This window comes from Streptomyces sp. R11 (genome assembly GCF_041051905.1).
Lineage (GTDB): Bacteria > Actinomycetota > Actinomycetes > Streptomycetales > Streptomycetaceae > Streptomyces.
Map to the genome: position 1 here is coordinate 9,028,476 of NZ_CP163432.1, position 24,410 is coordinate 9,052,885.

The following is a 24,410-nucleotide window of genomic DNA, read 5'->3' on the forward strand; positions in this document are numbered from 1 at the left end:
GAGACCTCTGACGTTTCATCACCCATCGTTGCCGGCCCGGGCACCCTCGCCGGTTCGCTCCCGACCGGCGCACTCCGGCACGACGGCCGACGGGAAGTTGGCCGCCGTGCCGAAGCCACCCCCCCTGCGCAGCCCCCAGAACCCGGCGGGGTGTCGCGGCGGCCGCAGCGCCGGCCAGCCACCGCCGGGCGATGTGGGTGCGCGAGCACCAACGTCTGCGGGGTGAGGACTGCCCCGAGTCCGGGGTGAGAGCCACCGCAGCCACTCGGCCGTCCCCCTACTCCGGGTTCAGTTGCTCGTGCCCGACATCGCACCCCCTCTGGTCGGCCGCCGAGAGAACGCCATCGTCAAGACGGACGACCTGATCACCTCAGTGGGTCGCCGTCTGTTCGCAGCCTGACCTTGTCGCATCACCGGAGCTCCACGTTCGGGGGGACGCGTTCGCCCTCCGGTCAGCCCAAGGCTGAGGTAGCCGACCATCGCCAGACCCATGGGGGAGCGGGGCGGGACCTCGTTCCTGCGTGAGACCGGCGGCGCGGCGGATGATCCTCCGCTCGGCGGGCTCTTGAAATCGGCCCCGGTGGTCACCGGTCGACTTGTGGCTGGGCTCCTCAGGCCGTCTGCCGGGCGGGTCCTGGCTGTGTCGGCGGCTGGGGCTGGGAGGGCGAGCATTGCGCCGGCGCCATGGGGCGGTGCCACCTCCGGCAGCGGCGGCTGTCGTGGCGGTGAAGTCGGTGGTGGCGCCGGCGCCGCTGGCTCGAGCGCCGGCGCTGCCGGTATCTGGGGCAGGCCGTGGTGGCTGGGACGCGACCGGTGGCGGCAGCGGGGGAGGCGTCGTCCTTGGTGGTGGCTGCGGGTGGAGCGATGGCGCGTGGGGTCGCCGCCACGGATGGGGGGGCGGCCATGGCTGGAGCCGGTGGCTGGCGTGAAGGCCGCTGTCGGTTGCGGATGCTGCGGTGCGGTCGGCGAGGGTGGCAATGCCTGGATTCAGTCCTGGGCCGGATGGCACCCCGCTCCAGTGCTGTCCGCGGGTTTTTGACTTGTCGTCGGCTATCTGGGGTGTCATGGTCCTGGTCTCTGGCTGCTCCCCTTGCGTGGCTGCGGCGGCTGCGACTGGACGGCGCGCGTCCGACCTTCGTGCGGGGGTGTCGGCAAGTCTGTCCGTGGCGGCTGTGTGTGCCCGCTACAGTTCCTGCTGTGAGGCGCTGATCAGGGCATATCCAGATGTCCGGGGGTGGCGTCTTAGTCGTCGTGCGGTGCGTTGTCAATGCCCGACACGCGCGCAGAAGTGTGACGGGGTGTCAGTGGGGTCCCCCGTATGGCTCAGTGTCGTGGCCAAGTCGCTTCTGCTGTCACTTTTTGATGGTCCGTCACATGTGCGGTTCCGGGTTCTTGAACGCCCGATCGGCCCCGTTCTGGTGTCTGCCACAGATTTCTGAAGTGGCGACAGAATTCGGCGTGAGTAGGTTCTTTCGTAGGCGGCCGGGTCGGCTGGCATCCCTGAGAGATGGAGAAAGCAATATGCCTGCGAGAGGGAGAAGCGGAATGCGTACGCGTACCGTGGTCGGGATCGCATTGTCGGTGGGTATCACCGTCGTCGCTGCAACCACCGTGAACTATGCCTCGGCTTCGAATTCCGTTCCGGAGTCCGCCGCGTCGGTGCAGGAGGCCGCTGCCTCCTTGCCGCAGGGAGGGGACATGGGCGGGGACGGGCAGACTGGTGGGGACGGGCGGACGGGCGGGGACGGGCGGACGGGCGGGGACGGGCAGATTGGCGGGGACGGGCGGTCGGGCGGGGACGGGCGGTCGGATCACGGCGACTGGAGGGATGACGACGATCGCGAACGGGTCTACGTCAACGAGCGGACGTATTCGGTCAAGGGGGGTGAGTGCATCGCTGTAATCAGTAGTCCGGCGACCAGCTTCAACGTCCGGAACGAAACTGACAAGAGGATCGAATTCTTCACCGGAATTACCTGCGACAACGGTGCCGCAATTGCGACCATCGGGCGCGGAGACTCCAGCAGCGCAATCCCCGGAACGGTCGTCTTCGACGGCAGCGTGGTGCCGTTCGCGCTCGTCGGCAGCTTCCGGGCAGTCGACAGGAAGCACCACTGACCTCCACACCGGCCCAGGGGCAGCGCCAACCCGGCCCGTGTGCCATGTGGACCCCGGCCCGCTTTAGGGCCGGGCCCTGCCCGTCGAGCCGTGGGACGACAGCAGACGCGATCCCTGCCCCTCACCTGGCCGTCTCCTCACGGGTGGACAAGGGACTGCCGGCCTCCTGTCCCGGGGCGATACGGGCCGGTGAGTGCGGCGGCAGCATCGGGAACCAGGCCAGGATCACGGACGGCCAGGACTCCGGCGCCGGTTTCTGCACAGCCGTGTCCACGCGCAGGACACCCCCCGCGCCAGGGGTGCACGCGCTGCGCTGATCCGTTCCCCGGGACACGACCGACTCGATCCACAGCAGAGCCCACGCACGTGGAGGCCAAGGAGCCCCGGTCGAGCAAATCGGCCGGGGCTGCCTTTCGGTCAGATGGCCGCCAGTTCCCGTAGTGATTTCATCGCTGGGTTCCGGGCCAGTGGGCCTTCTTCGATCGGCGATGGCCGGGCCGCTGGCTCCTGGAGCACGTCGGCCCCAAGGGGTTCGCCGAGCTGGAGGCGGCCGGGGTGAACGGCATGTATCTCACCGACCAAGCCCTCCACCAGACCGCGCTGCTGGTGTCCGCCCTGCTGATCACGTTGCTGTGACTGAAACTCTTGCTGCTCGCCGCCGGCCCGCTGGCTGCGGTCCGGGCAGCGGACGACTGCACCGGCCCGGACCAGACCGGCCAGTCAGGGTTGGTCGGGGGCGGCGCCGAACAGGGGGGCGAGCGGATCGCCCTCGTACCCGACTACGAGGCAGGCCGCGGCGACCGGTCCTCGGGAGAGCTCTGCGAGCTGGGCCAGGGCAGCCGTTTCGGACGGCAGTCCAGCCGGATCGAGACCGAGCGCCCGAGCCGCAAGGTCGCGTCGCCGGTCGAGGTCGGGCATGTCCTGCCGGTACTCGTCGGCGACCGCCTGGAGTTCTCTGGCTGTCCGTCCGGGAGCACCCCGCCACCACGGTGCCACCAGACACAGCCGCACCAACTCCGGCAGTCCGACCGCAAGCGGTCCGGCCTCACCGTCAAGGCTGACGTACACCACGGGGCGTTCCTCACCGCCCTCACCAACAAAGCAGAACGCGTCCCCTGAGCCCGCCCGTGCGAACTGCTCCAGCCGGGCCCCGGAGGCGAGCCGGACCCCGTCCTCCAGCTCGTGATCGGCTGGATTCGTCGCGTCGAGGTCCGCGACCCCGGCAAAGAAGCCGACGACTCGCTCGTCGGTAGCCAGGAGAGGCAGCAACGCGCCGGGGTGGGCGGGCACGTCGGCTGACGCATTTGATCCGTTCATCCGACAACCGTAACTGGGCCATCCGGCACCGGTGCGGCCTGACCTGCAAGGTGGTGGTCAAGCGTCGCTGAGACGAACAGGGCGGTCGTCGAACTTCAGTGACATCAGCGGCGGGTGATCTCGGGCAGAAGCGAAGGAACTCAGCTCCCGGCGAAGCCGCTGAACCCCGTCGTTCTTGGCCGCCAGGACGGATAGCAGGAGCCGGTGACGCTCCTTGAGCGGTCCCGACAGACGTCGGTCCGCGTACGTACCGACCGCGGCCACCAACTCCTGCCGCGTTCCGAACACCGCGCCCCGGTGTCGCCGCAGGTGCATGAGCCAGTCCCGGGCCGCCAACGCGTACGCCCGCCACGAGTTCGGCGACGGCGCTGCTCGACGGCAGCGTACGAAGCCAGGTGTTCACCGCCCGCGTTGCGCGCGGACCGTGCCCAACCTCGAACAGCACCGGCATCCGCTCAGGGATCAACGGCTCGCCACAGAGCCCCCAGGACTGCCAGCCCTCGGCAGAGAAGAAGTGAACCAACAGGCGCCGGGACGGTAGAGCCGCGAAACGATCCTCATCAACAACGAACCCCACGACCGATCAACGGGAGTTGATGAATCTGAGACACGCCAAGAAGGCAGCGACAAACTGGTTCCAGACCTCACACCAGGCCCCCAGGGCGAGCACGGCAAGACCCCTGGCCAGTCCAGCCGGGCCGGTCGCATCTCCTGCACCCTGCACGTCATCGGTGTGACGATCACCAAGGACATCGCCCTCGCCGCGGTCGTCCTGGTCCTTGACCTCCCCGTCACGGTCACGGGCGTGGTGGCCGGCCTGGGCATCGACGGCTCGGCGGTACTGCCGGGAGTGCGGTGATCCGCTGCCGCAGACGATGGCGGCGGAGGCGGTGTTCTGCTTGAGTCGGTGCAGGTCACGGCAGTGGCGGAGGCTTCAGCGGACCCGGCAGCGGGTGGCCGCGATGGTCGAGGACGGGAGTTGCCCTCCCTTGCCGGTACGTGCGGCCAGACACAGCCGGTACATTCGGCCGGACACACCAGGACGAATTCTCTTCTCGCCCTTGCTCACCATGCACGTCTTGAGCCAGTTCTGTCGACCAGGGGCAACCGGCGTTGAATCTCCGCCGCGAAGGCGGCGGGGTCTTGTGCCACTTCTGGCAGAGGCCCGAACAGTGTGGGGTGCTGAGGGACGAGGACGCCGGAGTAGGCGCCGTATGAAGCCCATGAGGTCAGCCCAAATCCGTTTCCCACTTCTTCGGCTACTGAACACCCAGCAATGGGTTGGGCCAGCTCGACAAAGCGTAGCCCCCGCGGGCCCGGGGGTGGGCGGGCCCCGCTACGATCGCGGCTCGGCAGCACGACGATCTGGGGAGCGACCGTGCAGGAAACGAGCACTGTAGAGCTGGCCTACGTGCCGACGACCGCGGACGCTACGGGGGCAATTCGCGCGCGGATGCGAGCCACACCGGCGGGACGGCTGCAGAGCGGGATCATCCTCGCCAGCGCGATCGTCGTGCTAGGCGCTTTTGCCGTGAGCTTCACTGGGCCGAAGGGTCCCAGCCTCCGTGTGACGGTGCTCTGCCTCGCGGCGCTGGCCTTGTGCATCGGTGTGTACGTGCTGGTACCTGCCCTGCAAGGGCGCCAGGTATACCGGATGGTCGCCCCGCAGGGGGAGTTCCGGGCCGTTGTGGACGACACCGGGGTGCGGGTGACCTCGCGGGACAGCGAGACGATTCACCGGTGGCCAATGATCACCCGCTATGCGGAGACTGATGCGCTCTATGTGCTGATGACACCCGACAAGTACAGCGTCGGCATCGTCGTCCTCCCCAAGCGCGGCGCCCCGGAACCGGCGGATGTCGACCGGTTGCGAGTCATCCTCGACCAGCACGCCACCCGGGTCTGATCCGAGAGGATCGCCACACTGCAAGGGTGGCCAGTCCGGGCGCTGATACGCGCCCTCTGGCTGTCAAGGGGCCTGGGACCTGTGACACCAGCGGCTGACACCAACGAGGACGTACAACAGCGGCCAGGGCCGGACGCAGGCGAACCATCGATGGAGGTCTCGGTCCGACTGGCCACTGTCGCCGGGCGCCCCATGCGCTCCGCTGCCAGAACCTGGTGAGACCGGTCCCGCGAGAGTGGCAGTGCACCGACCAGCCCAGGCCCAACCCGTTGGACCCGGTCTCGTGCATGGCGCGATGCCTGATCACGGACGAGCACAAGGAGATCCCATGAACGATCAAGCCACCCCTGTTTCGACAGATGCTTTCAGGGTCGTCGCTGTTGATGCCGACTGGCCGGAAACACGGCAGTTCATGGGTGGCGGCGACAACCAAGTCACCGGCGACATCCATGTGTGCCTGTGGTTCGGCTCTGCGTCCTATGACCCACAGGTCGAGCACGTCATGGTTTTCAGCGCCTCCTCCGGCAATGCAAAGGCGAGCGAGGCCCTGGAGGACGCTTTGGAGGACTACTGCCACCCCGGTGGGGGACTTCCGGCCAGCCTGCCGGTCTCCGAACACATCACCATCACCGCAGAGGGGAAACCCGTGACGTTCGAACTCTGGCGGAACAGCAGCAACCATTACTGGGTCGCCCGGGGTCGTGTCGAGAACACCGAAGTGGTCCTGTCCGGCTCCAAGACAGAGCCCAGCGAGCTGCGCCTGGTCCGCGTGAACGACCTGGCCGCGTACTCTGCCCCGATCGCGTTCCTCCCGGCCCGGGAGGCGATCTCCGTTGCCATGGGAAGAGATCTCCAGACGGCGGGGCCCAGCCGGCAATTGCAGGTCGAGGAGGCGGACACTGCACTGCGGCCCCTGCGCGGCATCGCCGCCCGAGGTGCCGCCCTCGGGGGACCCAGCCGGGAATTGCACGACGAGGAGGCGGACACCGTGATGCGCGCCCTGCGCTACCTCGCCCAGGATGCCGGCCCCGCGGGAGAATTGGGAGCAGAGAGCTGATCAGCTCCCGCCCCCCTGTCCCACTCCTCGAAGGCCGTCAGGCTCTCGTGGCCCGCGCTCCGCTGACCGACGATGTGGTGGGTCACGACGACAGCGGCGGCTACGGAGAGCATGACGTGCAACCTGTGCCCCGAGCGAGTGCCTGGACCATACTCTGAAGCCGACGTGAGTCGTGACCGATGCTGGAGGAGGTGCTGGTATATCCCCGGGCATGTCAGCAGTTCTCTTGAGTGGATCGCGCGAGGGCACTGACGGCAACGAGCGAGGATGGCGACAGCACGCAGCAGCCTGCTACGGCGGCGATCCGTGACCGCCCGGCCGAGCCAACAGGATGTGCCCCAACTTCTAAGAGGTCGTTTTCTCCTGTTGTTTCATCCTGGGATGCGGGTTTGATCCGGTGATGTCGGGTCGCGCCAGGAGATGGTGTTCTCGCCGGTGAGGCGGCGGGCCATCAGGTCGGCCATGGCGAGGTGGATCATGGCTTCGGAGCGGGCGGGGAGGGTCTCGTAGTCGCGGGCCAGACGGCGGTGCAGCATGAGCCAGCCGTAGGTCCGCTCCACCGTCCACCGCTTCGGGATGGGGGCGAATCCCCTGGTTCCGGGGGCGCGTTGGACGATTTCAAGGTCGATGCCGAGGGTGGCGGCGTGGTCGACGGAGTGCTTGCGGTAGCCGCCGTCGACCCAGACCTTGCGCAGGCTGGGGTGGTCGGTGGCGGCCTGCTCGAGGAGGGGTCGGCCGGCGGTGGAGTCCTGGACGCCGGCCGCGGTGACCAGCGCGGCGAGAAGCAGGCCGAGGGTGTCGGTGATGATGCTGCGCTTGCGGCCCACGATCTTCTTGCCCGCGTCGATGCCCTGTGTCCGGGCGGGGACGGAGGTGGAGGTCTTGACGCTCTGCGCGTCGATCACGCAGGCCGATGGCTGCGTGTTGCGGCCTTCCTGCTGCCGCACCGACTGCCTGAGCAGGCCGTTGAGCTGGGCGAAGATGCCGTCCTTCTGCCACTTGGCGAAGTAGCCGTAGACCGTCTGGTGGGGCGGGAAGTCGTGCGGGAGATAGGCCCACTGGCAGCCGGTGCGGTCCACGTAGAGGATCGCGTTCATGATCTCGCGCAGATCATGCTGGGGCGGCCGGCCGAAGTCCAGGGCCCGACCGCGGCGCTCGAAGCGCCAGGCGGACAGCACCGGCTCGATCAACTCCCAGCGGGCATCGGACAGATCACTCGGATACGCGCGACGGTCGGTCATTCCCTGGACGTACCGCCAGTCGGGGGCGTGCGCCCGGGCGTGCATCCTGCCCCGCAGAAGCACGGCACAGACAGGGGCGTCCAGGGTTGAGACAGGCGCAAGCCAACTCCGACCCCGCACGTCACACCATCTACCCCGACAAACACGACCGACTCAGCACCCTCACCAGCGCCAGATCACCGGCCCACAGAAACCTGGACCGATCACCGCACTACAGATGAAAACGACCTCTAAGAGGTCGTTTTAATCGTGAGTATTGGGCTTTAAGTCAGTTCGTTCTGCCTCTCGATGTGGTGCTGGTGGGTCTGTGATGGCGGTTCTGCTTGGTGAGGCTTGCGGTGCGACGGATGGGGCGGAGGATTGCTTGCGCCTGTCTCATTCAAGGACGCCCGGGTCTGTTCCGTGCTTCGACGCCGCAGGGTGCACGCCTGGGCGCACGCCCTTGGGCGGCGGTATGTCCAGGTCATGGCCGACCGTCGTGCGTATCCGAGTGATCTGTCCGATGCACGCTGGGAGTTGATTGAGCCGGTGCTGTCAGCCTGGCGCTTCGAGCGTCGTGGCCGGGCCCTGGACTTCGGTCGACCACCGGAGCATGACCTGCGCGAGATCATGAACGCGATCCTTTACGTGGACCGCACCGGGGTGCAGTGGCGCTACCTGCCGCACGACTTCCCGCACTGGAACACGGTCTACGGATACTTCGCCAAGTGGCAGCAGGAAGGCGTGTTCACCCAGCTCAACGGCCTGCTCAGGCGGCTCTTACGACAGAAGGAAGGCCGCGGCGCCGAACCATCTGCCGGCGTGATTGACGCGCAGAGCGTCAAGACTTCCACCAGTGTCCCCGCCTCAAGTCAGGGCATCGATGCGGGCAAGAAGATTGTCGGCAGGAAGCGGAGCATCATCACCGACACCCTCGGCCTTGTGCTGGCGGTGCTGGTCACCGCGGCCGGCGTCCAGGACTCCACCGCTGGCCGAGCCCTTCTGGAACAGGCCGCCACCGCCCACCCCACCCTGCGCAAGGTCTGGGTCGACGGCGGCTACCGCAAACACTTCGTCGAGCACGCCGCCGCCCTCGGCATCGACCTCGAAATCGTCCAACGCGCCCCCGGCGCCAGGGGATTCACTCCGATCCCAAAACGGTGGACGGTCGAGCGGACCTACGGCTGGCTCATGCTCCACCGGCGCTTGGCCCGCGACTACGAAACCTTGCCCACACGCTCCGAAGCCATGATCCACCTCGCGATGACCGACCTGATGGCCCGCCGCCTCACCGGCGAGACCACCGTCTCCTGGCGCGACCCGACAACACCGGATCCAGTTCGCATCCCGGGATGAAACAACGGGAGAAAACGACCTCTAAGACAGCGTTTCTGATGGTGAAAGCTGTTTGGTTGCCTGACGACCTCGTGCACGGCCGTGGATCGTCGAGGGTGACGGTGCTGGCAGTGGTCACGCTGGAACGCCGCGGGAGAGGGCAGCGGTCTGCTGGTGTGAGAGCAGTCCAGCGACGGCTGGGACGATGTCGGTCATGTGCTCGCTACGGCCGAGATGGCGGGCAAGAGCCCGCCAGTTCCAATTCGGCGCCCTGCGTATCGCGGCCGGGTCGCCCAGCCACGCTTCGAGCCCCTCACGTACCGAGTCCGGCAGGCCGCAGGCCTGAAAGGAAGGTTGCCTCATGTGTGCAGTGTGGAGGATCGCATCGACGTCGGCAGGCGGGGCTCGGCCGGACGACCGTAACGGCCCCGCCCAATCGACCCCCTCGGGATGGGGCGGGTATGGGCACCGGCTTCATCGACCCAGCCCGGTCTCCGCTCATCCAGTCGAGCCGTCGGCATAGGTGACCTCAGGGTCGGGAGGTGCCTCGGAGCCGGTCAGCGCGGCGCAGGTGCGTGCGAGGGTCAGGACTGATGTCTCTTCGGTTGTTACACAGGCCAGCAGCCGGGTGGCCGCCATGCCCGTGGGTGACGATGCGCTGTCCGCCCAGCGCTTGCTGGTCTCAACCCGTTCTTTGGTCATCGTGACCGTGCAGGTACGTGACCTGGGGCCCTCGTCGCAGCCGTACCAGTAGGGAGTTTTGCGTGGCTCGTAATACGGGTTGTTCTGCTCGGCGAGGTCACCCATCGGGTTGGGGTTGGGGCCGCTGACGGCGGCCTGCAAGGTGATGCGCTCGCCCTCGCGCATCGTGAACCGGCACTCCCGGTCGGTGGTCGCATTGGTCGTCGCGGCGCAGCGCACCGGCGTGCCCGTCACGTTGACCGCCCAGCCGGTGAAGAGCCCGACGACGAAGGGGTGTTCGGGGCGTGCTGATGTCTCCGGCGCACCGGGGCTGCTGGGCACCGTCACGTTTCGGGCTTCGTGCTCCTTCGGCGGCATCAGTTTTTGGAGCTCGGGGGTGAGTGTGTCGGCTGTGTCCGCAAAGCGTGGCGCGGGCGCGTTCACGGCGGTCGCGAGTCGGCCGAGGTCGGCCCGCTCGCCGGCGGGTACCTTGTAGCCGACGAACCTGAACTCCAGCTCCAGCCCGGCGGCCTTCGCCTTGTCATGGGCGTCCTTGAGCAGTGCACGTTGATCGGACGTGCAGGCGTCCCTGCCGCTGCTCGTGACCACGATGATGCGGTTGCTCTTCTCCCCGCGGAACGGGTGGAGACCGTCGAAGTCGTCGATCGCCGCGGCGATTCCGCTGCCCAGCGTCGCCTGTCCGCCGGGCGTCACCCCGCGGACGGAGTCAGCGATCTTGCGTCCCTGGCTGGTTCCGCTCGCGACGACCTGCGATGTGTTTTCGGGCTTGCCGCAGTCACCTCCGAACCTGCGCAGGGACAGGGCGTCGTCTTCCCCCGCGTTCTGGGCCGCCGAGCCGACGGCACGGGCCACGGCGGCGAAGTCGGCCCCACGGCGTGTCGCGGCGGCCGGCACGGGGACGGACGCGTCCACGAGGAATGCGGTGCGGTGGTCCGGTACGGAGCGGTACACGTAGAACGCGGCGGCGCCCAGGAGCAGTACGGTCACCGTGATCAGCGCGGTGATCACCTTGCGCCGCCGGGACCTCCGGGGGGCAGTGGCCGGCTCTGGGGGCGTCCCGACACCGCCGGAAGCGTCTGCAGTCCTGGTCCTGTCGGCCGCGGTGTCCTCGGCCGGTTGCTGGCCCGTCATGTGGCAACCGGGGATTCGGCGCGCAGCTTGGCGAGTGTCTTGTTCAAGGCTTCGGCCTCCGTGTTGTAGGCGTCGGCGGCCCTCCGGTAGGCCGTCCGCGGTTCAGGGCCGCCGGCGGTTCGGGCCCGTTCGGCGTCCAAGAGTTCGTCGGCGGCCTCGATGACGCGTCGCTGCCGGTCACGAAGCTGTGTGGCGTGGGCGTTGATGTCGCGTTCGGTCGGGTTCTTGGTGCGGCCCGCCAGGTCCTCGAGGACCGCCCTGACCCGGGGGTCCGCCCCGCGTGCCGTGCGCAGGTGGCCCTCGGCGGCTTCGAATCGGCCTTCGTCGATCGCCTGCACGGCCGCGTCGACTTGTTCGACGGCGGGATTGAGCGCGTCGACGACCTTTCGGGCCCCGCGCAGGACCGGCTCGTCGTTGGCATACCAGTCCACGGCGGCCTCCAGCTCCGGAAGGGTGTCGACGAGCAGCGGATCCGGGGCTCCGGCGCCCGCGGCGATCCGGCGCAGCCGGTCACGCTCTGCCTTTGGTACCTGATAGCCGACCACCCGGAACTCGAGGCGTAGCCCTGCCGCGCGGATCCGGTCCCGGATCTCGTTCTCCACGAAGGCGATGTCGTCGTCGCAGGCGTCCGCGCCGTGACGGGTGATCGCGATGACGCGGTTCATCTGGGTGGCGGAGAGGTCGAACGGCCGGGAGAAGTCCTGCACCGCCTCCACGATGCCGCGTACCAGGGTGGGTTCCCCGGCGGCGCGGATGCTCTCGGTGGCCTGTGCGAGTTCGCGGCGGTCATCAGTCGTGAAGTCGACCAGGCGCCGGGTGTTGTCGCTCGCCCCGCACGCACCGCCGAAGGTGCGCAGGGCGAGCGCGTCGCCGTCCCCGGAGTTGCCCACCGTCGTCCGTACGGAGGCGGCGATGTCGGATGCTCCGCGGGGGTCCCTGCCTTTCGCCGTGTCAACGAGGAACTGGGTGCGGTAGGTGGGGGCGATCTCCGGGATGATCCACCGGGAGGCGATCCACCCCCCGCCGGCGATGACGGCCAGGCAGAGCAGCAGGAGCAGTACCACCTTGATGCTGCGCGGCAGCTCGACGAGGTACTTGATGAAGATGTTGCGCTGGCGGCCGGAGCCGACCATCACGCCTTGGGCACCTCGCAGATCGAGGGGCCTCTGGTCTTCCGGATCCGGCCTGAGGCCCCGGTCGCCGGTGATCCGGCCGCTCATGGAGCCGTCACCCGGAGAAGTGATTGGTCTGCTGGGCGCGGTCGCCGACCACGAGGCCCTGGGCGTGGCGGGCGTCGACGGTGTAGGTCCGCTGGTCGCTCCGTGTTCCGGGGTGGGTCAGCACGAGGACCGCCCGCGCGGCGTCGGCCAGGCCGGCGTCGCGGTCGGCGTGCGTCGTGGCGAGCGCGCGCACAAGGTCGTCATGGTGGCCGACCGGGTTGGTGAGGTAGGCGTCCAGCACGTCCACGCGCGCCTGCTGGTCCTCCATCTCACCCTGCCCACCCGAGAGTTTCCGGCGCACCGCATCGCAGAGCGCCTGGTAGGAGTCCTGGACCGCGCTGGATGCCGCACCTGAGATGCCCGCGACCCCACCCGCCACGAGTGCGGTGGTGATCAAAGTGACAGGATCCATGAGTCGGCTCTCCCCCCTTGAAAGTCGAGCACGCAGCATGACGTGCCGGATACTCACGGTAGGGAACGCGGTCCCGCCGTGTGTAGCTTTCGCAAGATTTGCGGGCATAGGCAACTGCCGTATGTTATAGGCGTGTTGAGGGCTTTCACCCGAGATTTGAGGGAGGCGGGTCATTGCGCTCCGCGAATGGCCTCCGGCCCGGGCGCACGGCTCGCCGACGTCGGCGCGGTCCGTGTGGTCGCGCACACAGGGACCAGCGACCGTCCGGAGGCTTACGCGCCCAGAACTGCTCGCGCGGATCATCGCCGAACCCGACGCCGCCGAAGGCTGAGACAGGACCGGCCTGCTCCCCGAACCGCTCCAAGAAAGAACGTGGGCCGCTGTCGATTCAGTCACGTCCCGTTCGACGTCATGATGTGCGGCGCCTCGCCGCACGATGACGCGACAGAACCTGACGAGGAAACACGTGGATCAACTGCTGAGAGTCATGAACTTCAACGTCTCGAGTGACGGAATCGGTGCCGGTGAGTACCAGAGTCTTGAGCGGCCGTTCGGTCATGACCACCCCGAGAGGCTGTTCGCCTGGGCCGGAGCCACGGCGAGCTGGCCCATGCGCACCGATCCAGGGGGAAGCCGGGGCCTTGACGACTACTTCACGCGAGACTTCGCGCGCAACATCGGTGCCGAGATCATGGGCCGCAACAAGTTCGGGCCTCAGCGCGGGCCCTGGCAGGGCCATGACTGGCGCGGCTGGTGGGGAGAGGAGCCCCCGTTCCGCACTCCGGTGTTCGTCATGACCCACCACCCGCGTCCGTCGTTCGCGCTCTCCGACACCACGTTCCACTTCGTCGACGGCAGCCCGGCCAAGATCCTCGAACGGGCACGGGAAGCGGCGCAGGGCAGGGACGTTCGCCTCGGCGGCGGGGTCACCACCATCAGGCAGTTCCTTGATGACGGCCTCGTCGACACCATGCATGTGGTGGTCTCGCCGGTGAAGCTCGGGTCCGGACTGCGACTCTGGGAGTCCCCTGATGAGCTGCTCGACCGGTTTCACCTGGAGGTCGTGCCCAGCCCGAGTGGGGTGACCCACCACCTGTTCTGGCGTAGGTGACGCGGGGTCCGGTCGAGTTCAGGCGGGGCGACCGCGAGGGGGGGCGTCCGCCCCGGCGGATGCCCTTCTCTCGCCGTGTTCTGCGCGCGCTGCGGCTCGGCGACCGAGGCAGCCTCTCCAGCCCGCGTCGGCCCCGCCGGACGTACTCGTTGATGGCATTCGTCGGGTGGTGCAGGCGGAGCTTGCGAGGCTGAGGGTGCGGGGGGGGGCGTGTCCGAGCTTGTGCTGGTCCAGGTGGTGCTGGATGAGTCGCTCGTGGTGGGGTTCCGGGCGGTCTCCGCTGATGCTGAGGATCTGCCCGAGTGCCTCTCACGGGATGCGCCGACAGTGGGACCGTGGGGCAGCTCGTGATTGCGGCCGGGCGCGGCGAAACCGCCGGACTGCGGGTGACCGGATCCGCGCCCCGGAGTCCTCCTGCATGGCTCCGGCAGTCGTATGGTTCCGGGTGATTTATGGTGACTCAAGGAGTATGTCCCTACCGGAGGTGCAATGATGCGCGCCGCGGCAGCGATCGTCTCTCTGGCTGTCAGCGTGACGCTCATCGTGGCGACAGCGGCTTGTGACCAGGGCGGGTCGGAGTCGCCGAAGGCCCAGTACGGCGGCTGCCCTGTCACAGGGGACTACGGGGAGTTTCACCTCTCACCCGAGACGGCGGGCGCCCTTACGGTCAAAACGACGCTGCCCGCGCCGGGCTGGTGGAACGGCAGCACGCCGGAGTCCGTCAAGAGCGGCTACGAGTACTGCATGGCCGCCAATATCGCCTACCGGTCCGGACTCGACCGGGTGAAGGTGGAGAACGCACCCTTCCCGGAGGTGGTGTCAGGACGGACCAGCGACTTCGACCTGGCCCTGGCGCAGATCACGATCACCCCGGAGCGGAGCGAGGTTGCCGAGTTCTCCCCGCCCTACCTCTCCTCGACCCTGGGAGTGCTGATCAGGGACGGTGAGAAGATCAACGAAGACAACATCCGTGACGTTCGGATCGGAGTGGCCGAGGGCACCACGGGCGCGGAGTTCGTCGAGAACCGCCTCAAGCCGACCAAGCCCGTCACCGCTTTCGCCAACGACCCGGAGATGGTCAAGGCGCTGGAGGAGGGCCGGGTCGACGCGGTCGTCCACGACACGACCATTTTGCTGGCGTATCCCCAAAAGCAGGAGAGCAGGGTGCGCCTGGTGGGCCAGTACCGGACCGACCAGGGGTACGGCGCCCTGTACCCGGCGGGGTCACCCGACAAGGAGGAGCTGGACCGGATCATCAGGCAGCTGATCGACGACGGAACGCTCACCAAGCTGTCGGCCGTCTATCTCGGGGGTGCCTTCGGCCAGGACCCGGCCAAGATCCCGTACCTCTCGGTCGACGACTCCTGAACCCTCCGGGTGCGCACACCCCGAGCGGGCGACGGCCCGGTTTCCGGCCCACTTCACAGATCCGCCGTCAGGGACCCGCTCAGATCCCGGCGGCTTCGGTATCGAGTGCCTGCTCAGCCCAGATGATCTTGCCTCGGTCGGTGTACCGGGTGCCCCAGCGGCGGGACAGCTGCGCGACGAGGAAGAGGCCACGGCCGCCCTCGTCGGTGAAGGCTGCGCGGCGCAGGTGCGGGGAGGTGCTGGTGCCGTCTCCGACCTCGCAGATCAGGCTGTCACGGTCGTGCAGCAGACGCAGGCCGATGGGGCTCTTGCCGTACCGGATGGCGTTCGTCACCAGCTCGCTGAGGATCAGCTCGGTCGTGAAGGCGGCCTCGCCCAGCCCCCAGGCTTCCAGCCTGCGGGTGGCCTCAGCGCGGATCCGGGGTACGGCGGCTGGGTTCTCTGGCACCTCCCACTCCGCGACCTGCTCCGGGTCGAGGAGCCGGGTGCGTGCGACGAGCAGAGCGACATCGTCACTCGACCTGGTGCGCAGCATCGCGTCGAGCACCGTCCGGCAGGTGTCGTCCGGGGTGGCGCCGTCCGTAGCGGCGAGCGCCTCCCTCAGCATGCCGAGTCCGATGTCGATGTCCCGGCCGCGGGCTTCGACCAGGCCGTCGGTGTAGAGGACCAGTCGGCTGTTGGCGGCCAGCTGGAGTTCGGCCGTCTCGACCGGCAGACCTCCTGCCACGCCGAGGGGTGGGGCGCCGGGGATGTCGGGGAAGGTCACGGAGCCGTCGGGCGAGACCAGCGCCGGGCCGGGATGACCGGCCCGGGCGAGGACACACAGTCCGGAGACCGGATCGTAGACCGCATACAGGCAGGTGGCGCCGGTGACGGCAACGGTCTCGCCCTGGGCCGCCGCGTCCTCGTCGATCCGGGTGATCAGCTCGTCGAGGCGCACGAGAAGCTCGTCCGGCGGCAGGTCCAGGGCGGCGAAGTTGTGCACCGCGGTCCTCAGGCGACCCATCGTCGCGGCGGCGTGCAGACCGTGTCCGACGACGTCACCGACCACCAAAGCCACCCGGGCCCCCGGCAGCGGGATGACGTCGTACCAGTCGCCGCCCACCCCCGCCTGCGCGGGCAGGTACCGGTGCCCGACCTCCAAGGCGGACAACTCGGGAAGTGTGCCGGGCAGCAGGCTGCGCTGGAGGGTGACGGCCGTGGTGTGCTCGCGCGTGTAGCGGCGCGCGTTGTCGATGCACACGGCCGCCCGGGCGGCTAGTTCCTCGGCGGGGGAGAGGTCGTCCGACTCGAAAGCGTCCTGCTCCGAACGCCAGAACTCCACGACGCCGAGCAATTGGCCTCGGGCCTGGAGCGGGACCGAAATCATGGAGTGGATTCCGTAGGTGATGACCTTCTGGGCCCGCTCCGGGTCCTGGGCCCGCCACCCGTCGGCCACGGCGAGGTGCGCCACCAGGATCGGCCGGCCTGTCGTCATACCGATGGCCACCGGGTTCTCGGGTACGTAGCGCATACGCGTCCCGACGGGGTGAAAGGGCGTCTCCTCCCGGTTGCCCGCGGCCGCGATGCGGCGCAATTCCAAAGGTGCCCCCGTCGGCTCATCACCGAGCAGCACGGCTTCCACCAGCTCGACGGTGGCGAAGTCGGCGAAGCGCGGGACCGCCACCTCGGTCAGCTCCTCGGCGGTGCGCTTGATGTCGAGGGTGGTCCCGATTCGGGTGCTGGCCTCGTAGAGCAGCTGCAGGCGCCCGCCGGCCACGTCCGCCCGACCTGCGAGGGCGCGCAGTTCCGTGGTGTCCCGCAGCGTGGCCACGCTGCCCCCGTTCGGTCCCACCGGCCGCACGTTGACCGCGAGGAGGATGTCTCCGGCAAGGAAGACCCTGTCCGTGGCCGTCCGGCCCGACCCCAGCAGTTCTGCCAGGGCCGGGCTCAGTCCGAGTCCGGTGACCGGGCGGCCCTCGGCTTCCGGCGGCAGTGCGAGCAGACGGCGTGCCTCGTCGTTGACCAGCAGCAGCCTTCCGTCACGGTCCAGGATGATCACGCCTTCACGGACCGCGTGCAGCACCGCCTCGTGGTGCTCGTACATGCGGGTCATCTCCACCGGCCCCAGACCCCGAGTCTGGCGCCGCAAACGCCCGCTGACCAGAGCCGAACCACCTGCGGCCAGCAGCAGCGCGACACCGCCGGCGGCGAAGATCACCGGCAGTTGGTGCTGCACCACACTGGTCACCGTGTTCACCGTGACCCCAACCGTGACGAGGCCGACCGCGGTCCCCTCCTCGTCGAAGACGGCCACCGTCGAGTCGACCGCCTTCCCCAGGCTGCTGTCGAACGTGGTCTGGTGGGGCTCGCCTTCCAGCGCCTCGTCGTAGGAAGTGGAGACGTGCTTGCCGATCTGGTCCGGGTCCGGGTGGGTCCATCGGAAGCCGTAAGGGCTGAGCGCTACGACGTAGTCGACGCCGGTGTTCTTGCGTACGGTCTCGGCACGTGGCTGAAGTGCCGCCGTCGGGTCATCGCTCTGCATCGCCTCCGCTGTGCCCGGGGCGTTCGCGAACGACTCGGCCGCCACCAGTGACCGATCGGCGGCCTCCTGGATCGCGCGGTTACGGTCCTGGATCACGAGCGCCACCACAGCCGTGGCGATGAGCAGCAGGACGACCACCAGCTGCAGCAGGAAGACCTGGCCGGCGAAGCTGCGCGGCTTCAGCAACGACAGCCCGCGTCGGCCGGCCGTCTCGTGACGGGCCTCCGGGCCGGATTCCGGCGGCCCGGCCTTGGGGGGCATTCGCTCGCCCCGTCGGCCCGCTGGGACATATGGCCCACTTTTGCCCATTTCACCAGTATCAGTGACCGTCCCGACGGGCGCGGCTCAGGACGGGCCCGCCGGGCTGGTGCCGCGGCAAGCGGAGAGTTGCTGCGCGGCGCGAACGTCTTGGACTTCTCCCGGGCGGTGGCCGACGGCTCGCATGTCCGGGCACTAAAAGGGGATCCAAGACGGGACGAAGTCCTGTCGACCGGGGCAGAACCGGCAGCAAGCATCACCTGCTCACGGACGCCTCTGGCATCCCTCTCGCCGCCACGCTGACCGGCGGCAACCGCGACGACGTCACTCAGTTCATCCCGCTGCTGGAGGCCGTTCCGCCCGTCCGCGGCAAGCGCGGCCGACCTCGACGCCGCCCGGACGCAGTGCTCGCCGACCGCGGCTACGACCACGACAAGTACCGCCGCCTCGCCTGGGACCTGGGCGTCAAGCCGGTCATCGCCCGACGCGGCACCGAGCACGGCTCCGGACTCGGGGCCGAACGCTGGGTGGTGGAGCGGACCTTTGCCCATCTGCACTGGTTCCGCCGCCTGCGGATCCGCTGGGAGGTCCGCGACGACATCCACGAAGCCTTCCTCTGGCCTGCGCACTCATCTGCTGGCGCCGTTTCTCAACGGCTCAGCGTCGCCACTCGTAGGAGCCGGGAGAGGTCTCCACAACCTCCTGAGGCCAAGCGGCACGGACACGGTGCAGCCGTTCGTGGTGCTCATCGGCCCATCCGCTGGCCAGGCGCACTGGGACACGGACGGATGTCCCCGATGCGGCCAGGTCCTCCACCACGAACACGGCAACCCCGTCCTGACCGGACGGCTCGAACCGGATCTCGGGGTTGCGCCCGTCATCCATCCAGACGGCATCCCGCCCGGCGGCGAGCTCTCCCAGGACCTGTGACCAGCTGTCCAAGTCGTCCGGAGCCAGACACACATCGAGACGTCCTTGGGCGAACCCGCTCGTGACGACGATCTCCGCATCGAGGTAGTCGTGCAAGGTCAACACCCCGGGCATCGTCCGGCCCAGAACGCGAACCTCAAGACTGCTCTCCCCGTCGGCCAGACGGATGAGATCCACAGTGCTGCCCTCGGCCACGACCGCTCCCCACTCTCGCATCGGCTCTCGTCATCATGCACGTGCATCAGCACTCGGCTGGACGGGGGCATTGAGTTAGGAGTTCTTAGTGCGATGCGGGCCGGTCCCCAGCGGCGCAGGACACGGACTTTGGTGATGCGCCGCTCGGTGGGGGGGCTGGATTCGGCCTGGGCTGGTGCGTGGGCGGCTGGAGTGGTCGGCCATGCGGTCTCGCCGAGCCGACGGCAGCGGTCGGCTCACGCTGCGCCGTGGTCGGCGAGACCTGGAAGCGTTCGGCCCAGCCATCCCGGTCCATCTCAGCTGCTGCTCGCGGACAGCAGGAGGTGGGCGACGCAGCCGGGATCGTCGGACATGGGTGAGTGCCCACAGCCGTGTAGCCGGAGATGACGGGCCCCGGGCAGGAGCCGAGTCGCACGGCGTGCTTGGTGCAGCGGTGTCAGAAGATCGCGGGTGCCCCATGCGACGGTGACGGGGACGCCGGGGGCGAAGCCACGGAGCCGGTAGTTCCGGGCTGCCCTGCGGGTGGCTTCGAAGCCGGGTGAGCGGGCCAGGTTGCGAAGGGCGCCGTCGGCTGCCTGTGCTGTCATCTGCCGGGGCCGCGCGACGAGTTGCCAGAATGCGAGTGTGCGGCCCAGCGGATTGCCGGTCACTCGTGCCGTACGCCCGCCGAGGCTCTCCGCCATCATGCGCGCGACCCGAAGCGAGCCGAGTGCATAGGCCGCTTCGGGGCCGGTCCACAGGCCGATGGGGGACAGTGCGACAGCATTGCTGACGGCGCCTGTCCGGGCGAGTTCGAGTGCGACGGCCGCGCCGAGCGAGTTGCCGACGACGGGCGGGCGTGTGAGGCCGACTGTGGAGAACCACCTGGCGACCTCGGCAGCCAGTGCGTGGACGGTGGGGGTGGTGCCGTCCGGCAGCGGTGGGCTGTCGCCGAATCCCGGCAGGTCGACGGCCACGACATCGCGTTCACGAGCAAGCAGGTCGATAACGGGTGCCCAGCCCTCCCGGTCCAGCTGGCGGATCACGACCAGGGCCGGGCCGCTGCCGTGACGGCTGCTGACGAGCTGGATGTTCGACATGTCGAGATCGTACTGCGGTGGGTGATTATCGGGCGAGTTGATTGGGTTGGCGCACAGCGAAGCTAAGCCGCTGGTATCGCCGGTGCGCTCCGGGGCGTCCCGCGACCAGTCCAGCTCGCCGTTCCGGCCGAGTTCGTCCAGCACAAGCCGATGCAGCTTGCCCCAGACTCGGCCTTGCTCCACTCGGCGAACCGCCGGTACGCAGTTGACCAGGACGGCCCGAACGAATCCGGAGCCTGCCGCCAAGTGCAGCCGGAGGTGGCCACGAACAGTATCGCCGCCAGGCCCTCCCGGTGCCGTAGCGTCGACGGCCGCCGCCTTGCGGCCGGACTGGTGCGGCCGGCACCACCCGTTGGAACAACTCCCACAACCCGTCGGGGACCAATCACTCCGTGATCGTCACGGGCATGCAGGCTACCGATCACGCCAAACGCAACGTCGTCTTAGAGGTCGTTTTCTCCCGTTGTTTCATCCCGGGATGCGAACTGGATCCGGTGTTGTCGGGTCGCGCCAGGAGACGGTGGTCTCGCCGGTGAGGCGGCGGGCCATCAGGTCGGTCATCGCGAGGTGGATCATGGCTTCGGAGCGTGTGGGCAAGGTTTCGTAGTCGCGGGCCAAGCGCCGGTGGAGCATGAGCCAGCCGTAGGTCCGCTCGACCGTCCACCGTTTTGGGATCGGAGTGAATCCCCTGGCGCCGGGGGCGCGTTGGACGATTTCGAGGTCGATGCCGAGGGCGGCGGCGTGCTCGACGAAGTGTTTGCGGTAGCCGCCGTCGACCCAGACCTTGCGCAGGGTGGGGTGGGCGGTGGCGGCCTGTTCCAGAAGGGCTCGGCCAGCGGTGGAGTCCTGGACGCCGGCCGCGGTGACCAGCACCGCCAGCACAAGGCCGAGGGTGTCGGTGATGATGCTCCGCTTCCTGCCGACAATCTTCTTGCCCGCATCGATGCCCTGACTTGAGGCGGGGACACTGGTGGAAGTCTTGACGCTCTGCGCGTCAATCACGCCGGCAGATGGTTCGGCGCCGCGGCCTTCCTTCTGTCGTAAGAGCCGCCTGAGCAGGCCGTTGAGCTGGGTGAACACGCCTTCCTGCTGCCACTTGGCGAAGTATCCGTAGACCGTGTTCCAGTGCGGGAAGTCGTGCGGCAGGTAGCGCCACTGCACCCCGGTGCGGTCCACGTAAAGGATCGCGTTCATGATCTCGCGCAGGTCATGCTCCGGTGGTCGACCGAAGTCCAGGGCCCGGCCACGACGCTCGAAGCGCCAGGCTGACAGCACCGGCTCAATCAACTCCCAGCGTGCATCGGACAGATCACTCGGATACGCACGACGGTCGGCCATGACCTGGACATACCGCCGCCCAAGGGCGTGCGCCCAGGCGTGCACCCTGCGGCGTCGAAGCACGGAACAGACCCGGGCGTCCTTGAATGAGACAGGCGCAAGCAATCCTCCGCCCCATCCGTCGCACCGCAAGCCTCACCAAGCAGAACCGCCATCACAGACCCACCAGCACCACATCGAGAGGCAGAACGAACTGACTTAAAGCCCAATACTCACGATTAAAACGACCTCTTAGAGGTCGTTTTCATCTGTAGTGCGGTGATCGGTCCAGGTTTCTGTGGGCCGGTGATCTGGCGCTGGTGAGGGTGCTGAGTCGGTCGTGTTTGTCGGGGTAGATGGTGTGACGTGCGGGGTCGGAGTTGGCTTGCGCCTGTCTCAACCCTGGACGCCCCTGTCTGTGCCGTGCTTCTGCGGGGCAGGATGCACGCCCGGGCGCACGCCCCCGACTGGCGGTACGTCCAGGGAATGACCGACCGTCGCGCGTATCCGAGTGATCTGTCCGATGCCCGCTGGGAGTTGATCGAGCCGGTGCTGTCCGCCTGGCGCTTCGAGCGCCGCGGTCGGGCCCTGGACTTCGGCCGGCCGCCCCAGCATGATCTGCGCGAGATCATGAACGCGATCCTCTACGTGGACCGCACCGGCTGCCAGTGGGCCTATCTCCCGCACGACTTCCCGCCCCACCAGACGGTCTACGGCTACTTCGCCAAGTGGCAGAAGGACGGCATCTTCGCCCAGCTCAACGGCCTGCTCAGGCAGTCGGTGCGGCAGCAGGAAGGCCGCAACACGCAGCCATCGGCCTGCGTGATCGACGCGCAGAGCGTCAAGACCTCCACCTCCGTCCCCGCCCGGACACAGGGCATCGACGCGGGCAAGAAGATCGTGGGCCGCAAGCGCAGCATCATCACCGACACCCTCGGCCTGCTTCTCGCCGCGCTGGTCACCGCGGCCGGCGTCCAGGACTCCACCGCCGGCCGACCCCTCCTCGAGCAGGCCGCCACCGACCACCCCAGCCTGCGCAAGGTCTGGGTCGACGGCGGCTACCGCAAGCACTCCGTCGACCACGCCGCCACCCTCGGCATCGACCTTGAAATCGTCCAACGCGCCCCCGGAACCAGGGGATTCGCCCCCATCCCGAAGCGGTGGACGGTGGAGCGGACCTACGGCTGGCTCATGCTGCACCGCCGTCTGGCCCGCGACTACGAGACCCTCCCCGCCCGCTCCGAAGCCATGATCCACCTCGCCATGAGCGACCTGATGGCCCGCCGCCTCACCGGCGAGAACGCCATCTCCTGGCGCGACCCGACATCACCGGATCAAACCCGCATCCCGGGATAAAACAACGGGAGAAAACGACCTCTTAGTGCGCGTTGAGCCATTGAGCAAGCGTGCCCGCGATGAGCCAGTCGTAGAGCCTGGGACGTCTGTACTGGACCGGGCGGGCTACTGCCGTCGACGGCCACCGAAACAAGGCTCCGCCGCCTGCAACCTTTCCCCCCGTCCGACTGTCTCCTGATCATCAACCGCTCCTGTCTCTGTGGTCCCTGAGACATCAATCGGCACAGGAGCGGTCGCACAGAATCATCAGGAGACACTTCATGCGCATTCGCCCCGCAGCCTGCGCGGCACTCCTCGTGGCGTCCCTCGCCCCCGTCCTCACGGCACCTCCCGCCACCGCGGCGGCGGCCAGGTACGCGGACGACTTCAACGGCGACGGCTACCGCGACTACGCCAGCTACACCTACGAGCAGTACAGCAAGGGCGGCGGCGTCCGGATCACCTTCGGTACCGCCTCCGGACCCGGCACCCAGACCCAGTTGATCACCCAGGACAGCCCCGGTGTCCCCGGCGCCGACGAGACGGAGGACCAGTTCGGCGACGTCCGGGTGCCCGCCGACTTCAACGCCGACGGATACGGGGACCTCGCCGTGTCGGTGTCGCGCGAGGACGTCGACGGACGCACGGACGAGGGCGGCGTCGTCATCCTGTGGGGAAGCGCGACCGGCCTCTCGGGTGGCACCGCGATCCCCAACGCCGGTGCCAAGGTGTCGAACGCCCGCTTCGGCCGCGACCTCGCCGCCGGGGACTTCAACGGGGACGGCAAGAAGGACCTGGCCGCGATCAGCGGGAGCAAGGCCTACGTCTACCGCAGCATCACGCGCACCGGTGTGGCAGGCTCGGTCACCAGCCACGACAAGACGACGAGATTCGCGCCCACGTCCCTGGTCTCGGGCAACATGAACGGGGACTCCAAGACCGATCTGGTGATCATCGGAATCACCGACGAGCCCGACAACTTCGGCACGGACGCGTGGTTCATCAAGGGCGGATCCCCGCTCAGCGCGGGCAAGACCCTGCGCCTCGTCACGAACTACGGCGATCCCAGCGAGGCGGTGATCGCCGACTTCAACAAGGACGGCTACGGGGACCTCGCGGCGGGCAGCCAGATGTACAACAACTACCAGGGCCGGGTGTCCATCTGGTACGGCTCCTCCACCGGCCCCGCCACCGCCGTCCGTATCACGCAGGCCACCACCAACGTCGCCGGCACCCCAGAGTCCGGCGACATGTTCGGCTCCTCCGTCTCGGCCGCCGACATCAACGGCGACGGCTACAAGGACCTCGCGATCGGCGTCTACGGAGAGAAGATCAGCCAGGAGACGACCGAGGGCGGCGTCCACGTCCTGCGCGGCAGCGCGAGCGGGATCACCGGCACCAACTCCCAGTGGCTCGCCCGCAACACCGCCGGCGTCCCCGGCGACGTCGCATGGAACGACTGCTTCGGCGAGCCGGTCCGCCTCCGCGACACCAACCGCGACGGCAAGGCCGACCTCTACGTCGGCGCCATCAACGGCTCGCTGCGCTTCCCCGGCACGTCGTCCGGCGTCACCACGACCGGTGTGACCGACGCCGACACCGAACTCATCTGGGGCATGCTCCACTAGGCCCGGCCTCCCGCCCAGCTGCCTGGGGTTCGCCTTGTTCGTACGAGTGCGGCCGCGTCGTGGCCGCTCGCGCAGTTCCCCGCGCCCCTAAAACGGGGCTTCGCCCCTGAACCGGGCCCCGTTCGGGGGTACAGGGGGCGGAGCCCCGACAGCAACGCCGAGGGCCGTACCCATGGCGGGGGTCCTGGGGGCAGCTCGGTACACACCCCGTACGGCACCGCGACCTCCCCGACCGCGCGGCGGGCGT

19 protein-coding genes and 2 pseudogenes are annotated in these 24,410 nt (G+C 68.4%); 10 read left to right on the top strand and 11 right to left on the bottom strand.

Annotation, left to right across the window (positions count from 1 at the left end; genetic code table 11):
* Positions 1–1,545: 1,545 nt before the first annotated feature.
* Positions 1,546–2,118 (top strand): hypothetical protein, encoded by a 573-nt coding sequence (locus AB5J55_RS41720; RefSeq protein ID WP_369268722.1) that lies wholly within the window; start codon positions 1,546–1,548, stop codon positions 2,116–2,118.
* Between the two features lie 121 nt (positions 2,119–2,239).
* On the opposite strand, the gene AB5J55_RS41725 is transcribed toward AB5J55_RS41720, so the two are convergent.
* On the bottom strand, positions 2,240–2,392 hold the full coding sequence (locus AB5J55_RS41725; protein ID WP_369275616.1) for a hypothetical protein: 153 nt from the start codon (positions 2,390–2,392) through the stop codon (positions 2,240–2,242).
* A gap of 446 nt (positions 2,393–2,838) precedes the next feature.
* Complete coding sequence (locus tag AB5J55_RS41730; RefSeq protein ID WP_369275617.1) at positions 2,839–3,435, bottom strand: hypothetical protein; 597 nt, start codon at positions 3,433–3,435, stop codon at positions 2,839–2,841.
* Between the two features lie 733 nt (positions 3,436–4,168).
* Between AB5J55_RS41730 and AB5J55_RS41735 the strand changes: the two genes are divergently transcribed.
* From AB5J55_RS41735 to AB5J55_RS41745, 3 genes are all read left to right on the top strand, one after another.
* Complete coding sequence (locus AB5J55_RS41735; RefSeq protein ID WP_369275618.1) at positions 4,169–4,294, top strand: hypothetical protein; 126 nt, start codon at positions 4,169–4,171, stop codon at positions 4,292–4,294.
* 519 nt (positions 4,295–4,813) lie between these two features.
* Positions 4,814–5,341, top strand: a complete 528-nt coding sequence (locus tag AB5J55_RS41740) for a YcxB family protein (RefSeq protein WP_369275619.1) — start codon at positions 4,814–4,816, stop codon at positions 5,339–5,341.
* A gap of 328 nt (positions 5,342–5,669) precedes the next feature.
* Positions 5,670–6,398 carry a hypothetical protein gene (locus AB5J55_RS41745; RefSeq protein ID WP_369275620.1) on the top strand — a complete coding sequence of 243 codons (729 nt, stop codon included), beginning with the start codon at positions 5,670–5,672 and terminating at the stop codon, positions 6,396–6,398.
* Between the two features lie 371 nt (positions 6,399–6,769).
* Here AB5J55_RS41745 and AB5J55_RS41750 read toward each other — a convergent pair whose 3' ends face one another.
* Positions 6,770–7,639, bottom strand: a complete 870-nt coding sequence (locus AB5J55_RS41750; RefSeq protein ID WP_369275621.1) for an IS5 family transposase — start codon at positions 7,637–7,639, stop codon at positions 6,770–6,772.
* A 465-nt stretch (positions 7,640–8,104) separates the two neighbouring features.
* Between AB5J55_RS41750 and AB5J55_RS41755 the strand changes: the two genes are divergently transcribed.
* On the top strand, positions 8,105–8,974 hold the full coding sequence (locus AB5J55_RS41755) for an IS5 family transposase (protein ID WP_369275622.1): 870 nt from the start codon (positions 8,105–8,107) through the stop codon (positions 8,972–8,974).
* A gap of 477 nt (positions 8,975–9,451) precedes the next feature.
* Here AB5J55_RS41755 and AB5J55_RS41760 read toward each other — a convergent pair whose 3' ends face one another.
* From AB5J55_RS41760 to AB5J55_RS41770, 3 genes are all read right to left on the bottom strand, one after another.
* Positions 9,452–10,663: a hypothetical protein gene (locus tag AB5J55_RS41760; RefSeq protein ID WP_369275623.1), complete on the bottom strand. Its 1,212-nt coding sequence runs from the start codon at positions 10,661–10,663 to the stop codon at positions 9,452–9,454.
* Between the two features lie 119 nt (positions 10,664–10,782).
* Positions 10,783–12,006, bottom strand: a complete 1,224-nt coding sequence (locus AB5J55_RS41765) for a hypothetical protein (RefSeq protein ID WP_369275624.1) — start codon at positions 12,004–12,006, stop codon at positions 10,783–10,785.
* Positions 12,007–12,013: 7 nt separating this feature from the next.
* The gene (locus AB5J55_RS41770) at positions 12,014–12,418 is read right to left on the bottom strand and encodes a hypothetical protein (RefSeq protein WP_369275625.1); all 405 of its coding nucleotides are present in this window, start codon (positions 12,416–12,418) and stop codon (positions 12,014–12,016) included.
* A 466-nt stretch (positions 12,419–12,884) separates the two neighbouring features.
* Here AB5J55_RS41770 and AB5J55_RS41775 point away from each other — a divergent pair, with 466 nt between their 5' ends.
* Both AB5J55_RS41775 and AB5J55_RS41780 read left to right on the top strand, forming a co-directional pair.
* Positions 12,885–13,529 (top strand): dihydrofolate reductase family protein, encoded by a 645-nt coding sequence (locus AB5J55_RS41775; RefSeq protein WP_369275626.1) that lies wholly within the window; start codon positions 12,885–12,887, stop codon positions 13,527–13,529.
* Positions 13,530–14,021: 492 nt separating this feature from the next.
* A complete protein-coding gene (locus AB5J55_RS41780) occupies positions 14,022–14,897 on the top strand; it encodes an ABC transporter substrate-binding protein (protein WP_369275627.1) in 876 nt (291 codons plus the stop codon).
* A 79-nt stretch (positions 14,898–14,976) separates the two neighbouring features.
* Here AB5J55_RS41780 and AB5J55_RS41785 read toward each other — a convergent pair whose 3' ends face one another.
* Positions 14,977–17,682, bottom strand: coding sequence for a SpoIIE family protein phosphatase (locus AB5J55_RS41785; protein WP_369275628.1), 2,706 nt, complete (start codon positions 17,680–17,682; stop codon positions 14,977–14,979).
* Positions 17,683–17,811: 129 nt separating this feature from the next.
* Between AB5J55_RS41785 and AB5J55_RS41790 the strand changes: the two are divergent.
* Positions 17,812–18,355, top strand: a pseudogene (locus AB5J55_RS41790) (IS5 family transposase); the annotation flags it as partial.
* Here AB5J55_RS41790 and AB5J55_RS41795 read toward each other — a convergent pair.
* From AB5J55_RS41795 to AB5J55_RS41810, 4 genes and pseudogenes are all read right to left on the bottom strand, one after another.
* Positions 18,337–18,804, bottom strand: coding sequence for a DUF5959 family protein (locus AB5J55_RS41795; RefSeq protein ID WP_369275629.1), 468 nt, complete (start codon positions 18,802–18,804; stop codon positions 18,337–18,339). The pseudogene AB5J55_RS41790 and the gene AB5J55_RS41795 overlap by 19 nt on opposite strands.
* A gap of 296 nt (positions 18,805–19,100) precedes the next feature.
* A complete protein-coding gene (locus AB5J55_RS41800) occupies positions 19,101–19,883 on the bottom strand; it encodes an alpha/beta fold hydrolase (RefSeq protein ID WP_369276456.1) in 783 nt (260 codons plus the stop codon).
* A gap of 93 nt (positions 19,884–19,976) precedes the next feature.
* Positions 19,977–20,268: pseudogene (locus AB5J55_RS41805) on the bottom strand (transposase); the annotation flags it as partial.
* 83 nt (positions 20,269–20,351) lie between these two features.
* Positions 20,352–21,221, bottom strand: coding sequence for an IS5 family transposase (locus AB5J55_RS41810; RefSeq protein ID WP_369275622.1), 870 nt, complete (start codon positions 21,219–21,221; stop codon positions 20,352–20,354).
* Between the two features lie 465 nt (positions 21,222–21,686).
* Between AB5J55_RS41810 and AB5J55_RS41815 the strand changes: the two genes are divergently transcribed.
* Together AB5J55_RS41815 and AB5J55_RS41820 are read left to right on the top strand one after the other, a co-directional pair.
* The gene (locus AB5J55_RS41815) at positions 21,687–22,556 is read left to right on the top strand and encodes an IS5 family transposase (RefSeq protein ID WP_369275630.1); all 870 of its coding nucleotides are present in this window, start codon (positions 21,687–21,689) and stop codon (positions 22,554–22,556) included.
* A 260-nt stretch (positions 22,557–22,816) separates the two neighbouring features.
* On the top strand, positions 22,817–24,163 hold the full coding sequence (locus tag AB5J55_RS41820; protein ID WP_369275631.1) for a VCBS repeat-containing protein: 1,347 nt from the start codon (positions 22,817–22,819) through the stop codon (positions 24,161–24,163).
* The last annotated feature ends 247 nt before the right edge of the window (positions 24,164–24,410 follow it).

What these genes read in the sequence shown, in the direction of transcription:
- AB5J55_RS41785 (WP_369275628.1), bottom strand. Translation starts at nt 17,682, where the DNA reads ATGCCCCCCAAGGCCGGGCCGCCGGAATCCGGCCCGGAGGCCCGTCAC.
- AB5J55_RS41810 (WP_369275622.1), bottom strand. Translation starts at nt 21,221, where the DNA reads ATGGCCGACCGTCGTGCGTATCCGAGTGATCTGTCCGATGCACGCTGG.
- AB5J55_RS41755 (WP_369275622.1), top strand. Translation starts at nt 8,105, where the DNA reads ATGGCCGACCGTCGTGCGTATCCGAGTGATCTGTCCGATGCACGCTGG.
- AB5J55_RS41800 (WP_369276456.1), bottom strand. Translation starts at nt 19,883, where the DNA reads ATGTCGAACATCCAGCTCGTCAGCAGCCGTCACGGCAGCGGCCCGGCC.
- AB5J55_RS41770 (WP_369275625.1), bottom strand. Translation starts at nt 12,418, where the DNA reads ATGGATCCTGTCACTTTGATCACCACCGCACTCGTGGCGGGTGGGGTC.
- AB5J55_RS41765 (WP_369275624.1), bottom strand. Translation starts at nt 12,006, where the DNA reads ATGAGCGGCCGGATCACCGGCGACCGGGGCCTCAGGCCGGATCCGGAA.
- AB5J55_RS41750 (WP_369275621.1), bottom strand. Translation starts at nt 7,639, where the DNA reads ATGACCGACCGTCGCGCGTATCCGAGTGATCTGTCCGATGCCCGCTGG.
- AB5J55_RS41730 (WP_369275617.1), bottom strand. Translation starts at nt 3,435, where the DNA reads ATGAACGGATCAAATGCGTCAGCCGACGTGCCCGCCCACCCCGGCGCG.
- AB5J55_RS41820 (WP_369275631.1), top strand. Translation starts at nt 22,817, where the DNA reads ATGCGCATTCGCCCCGCAGCCTGCGCGGCACTCCTCGTGGCGTCCCTC.
- AB5J55_RS41815 (WP_369275630.1), top strand. Translation starts at nt 21,687, where the DNA reads ATGACCGACCGTCGCGCGTATCCGAGTGATCTGTCCGATGCCCGCTGG.
- AB5J55_RS41780 (WP_369275627.1), top strand. Translation starts at nt 14,022, where the DNA reads ATGCGCGCCGCGGCAGCGATCGTCTCTCTGGCTGTCAGCGTGACGCTC.
- AB5J55_RS41720 (WP_369268722.1), top strand. Translation starts at nt 1,546, where the DNA reads ATGCGTACGCGTACCGTGGTCGGGATCGCATTGTCGGTGGGTATCACC.
- AB5J55_RS41745 (WP_369275620.1), top strand. Translation starts at nt 5,670, where the DNA reads ATGAACGATCAAGCCACCCCTGTTTCGACAGATGCTTTCAGGGTCGTC.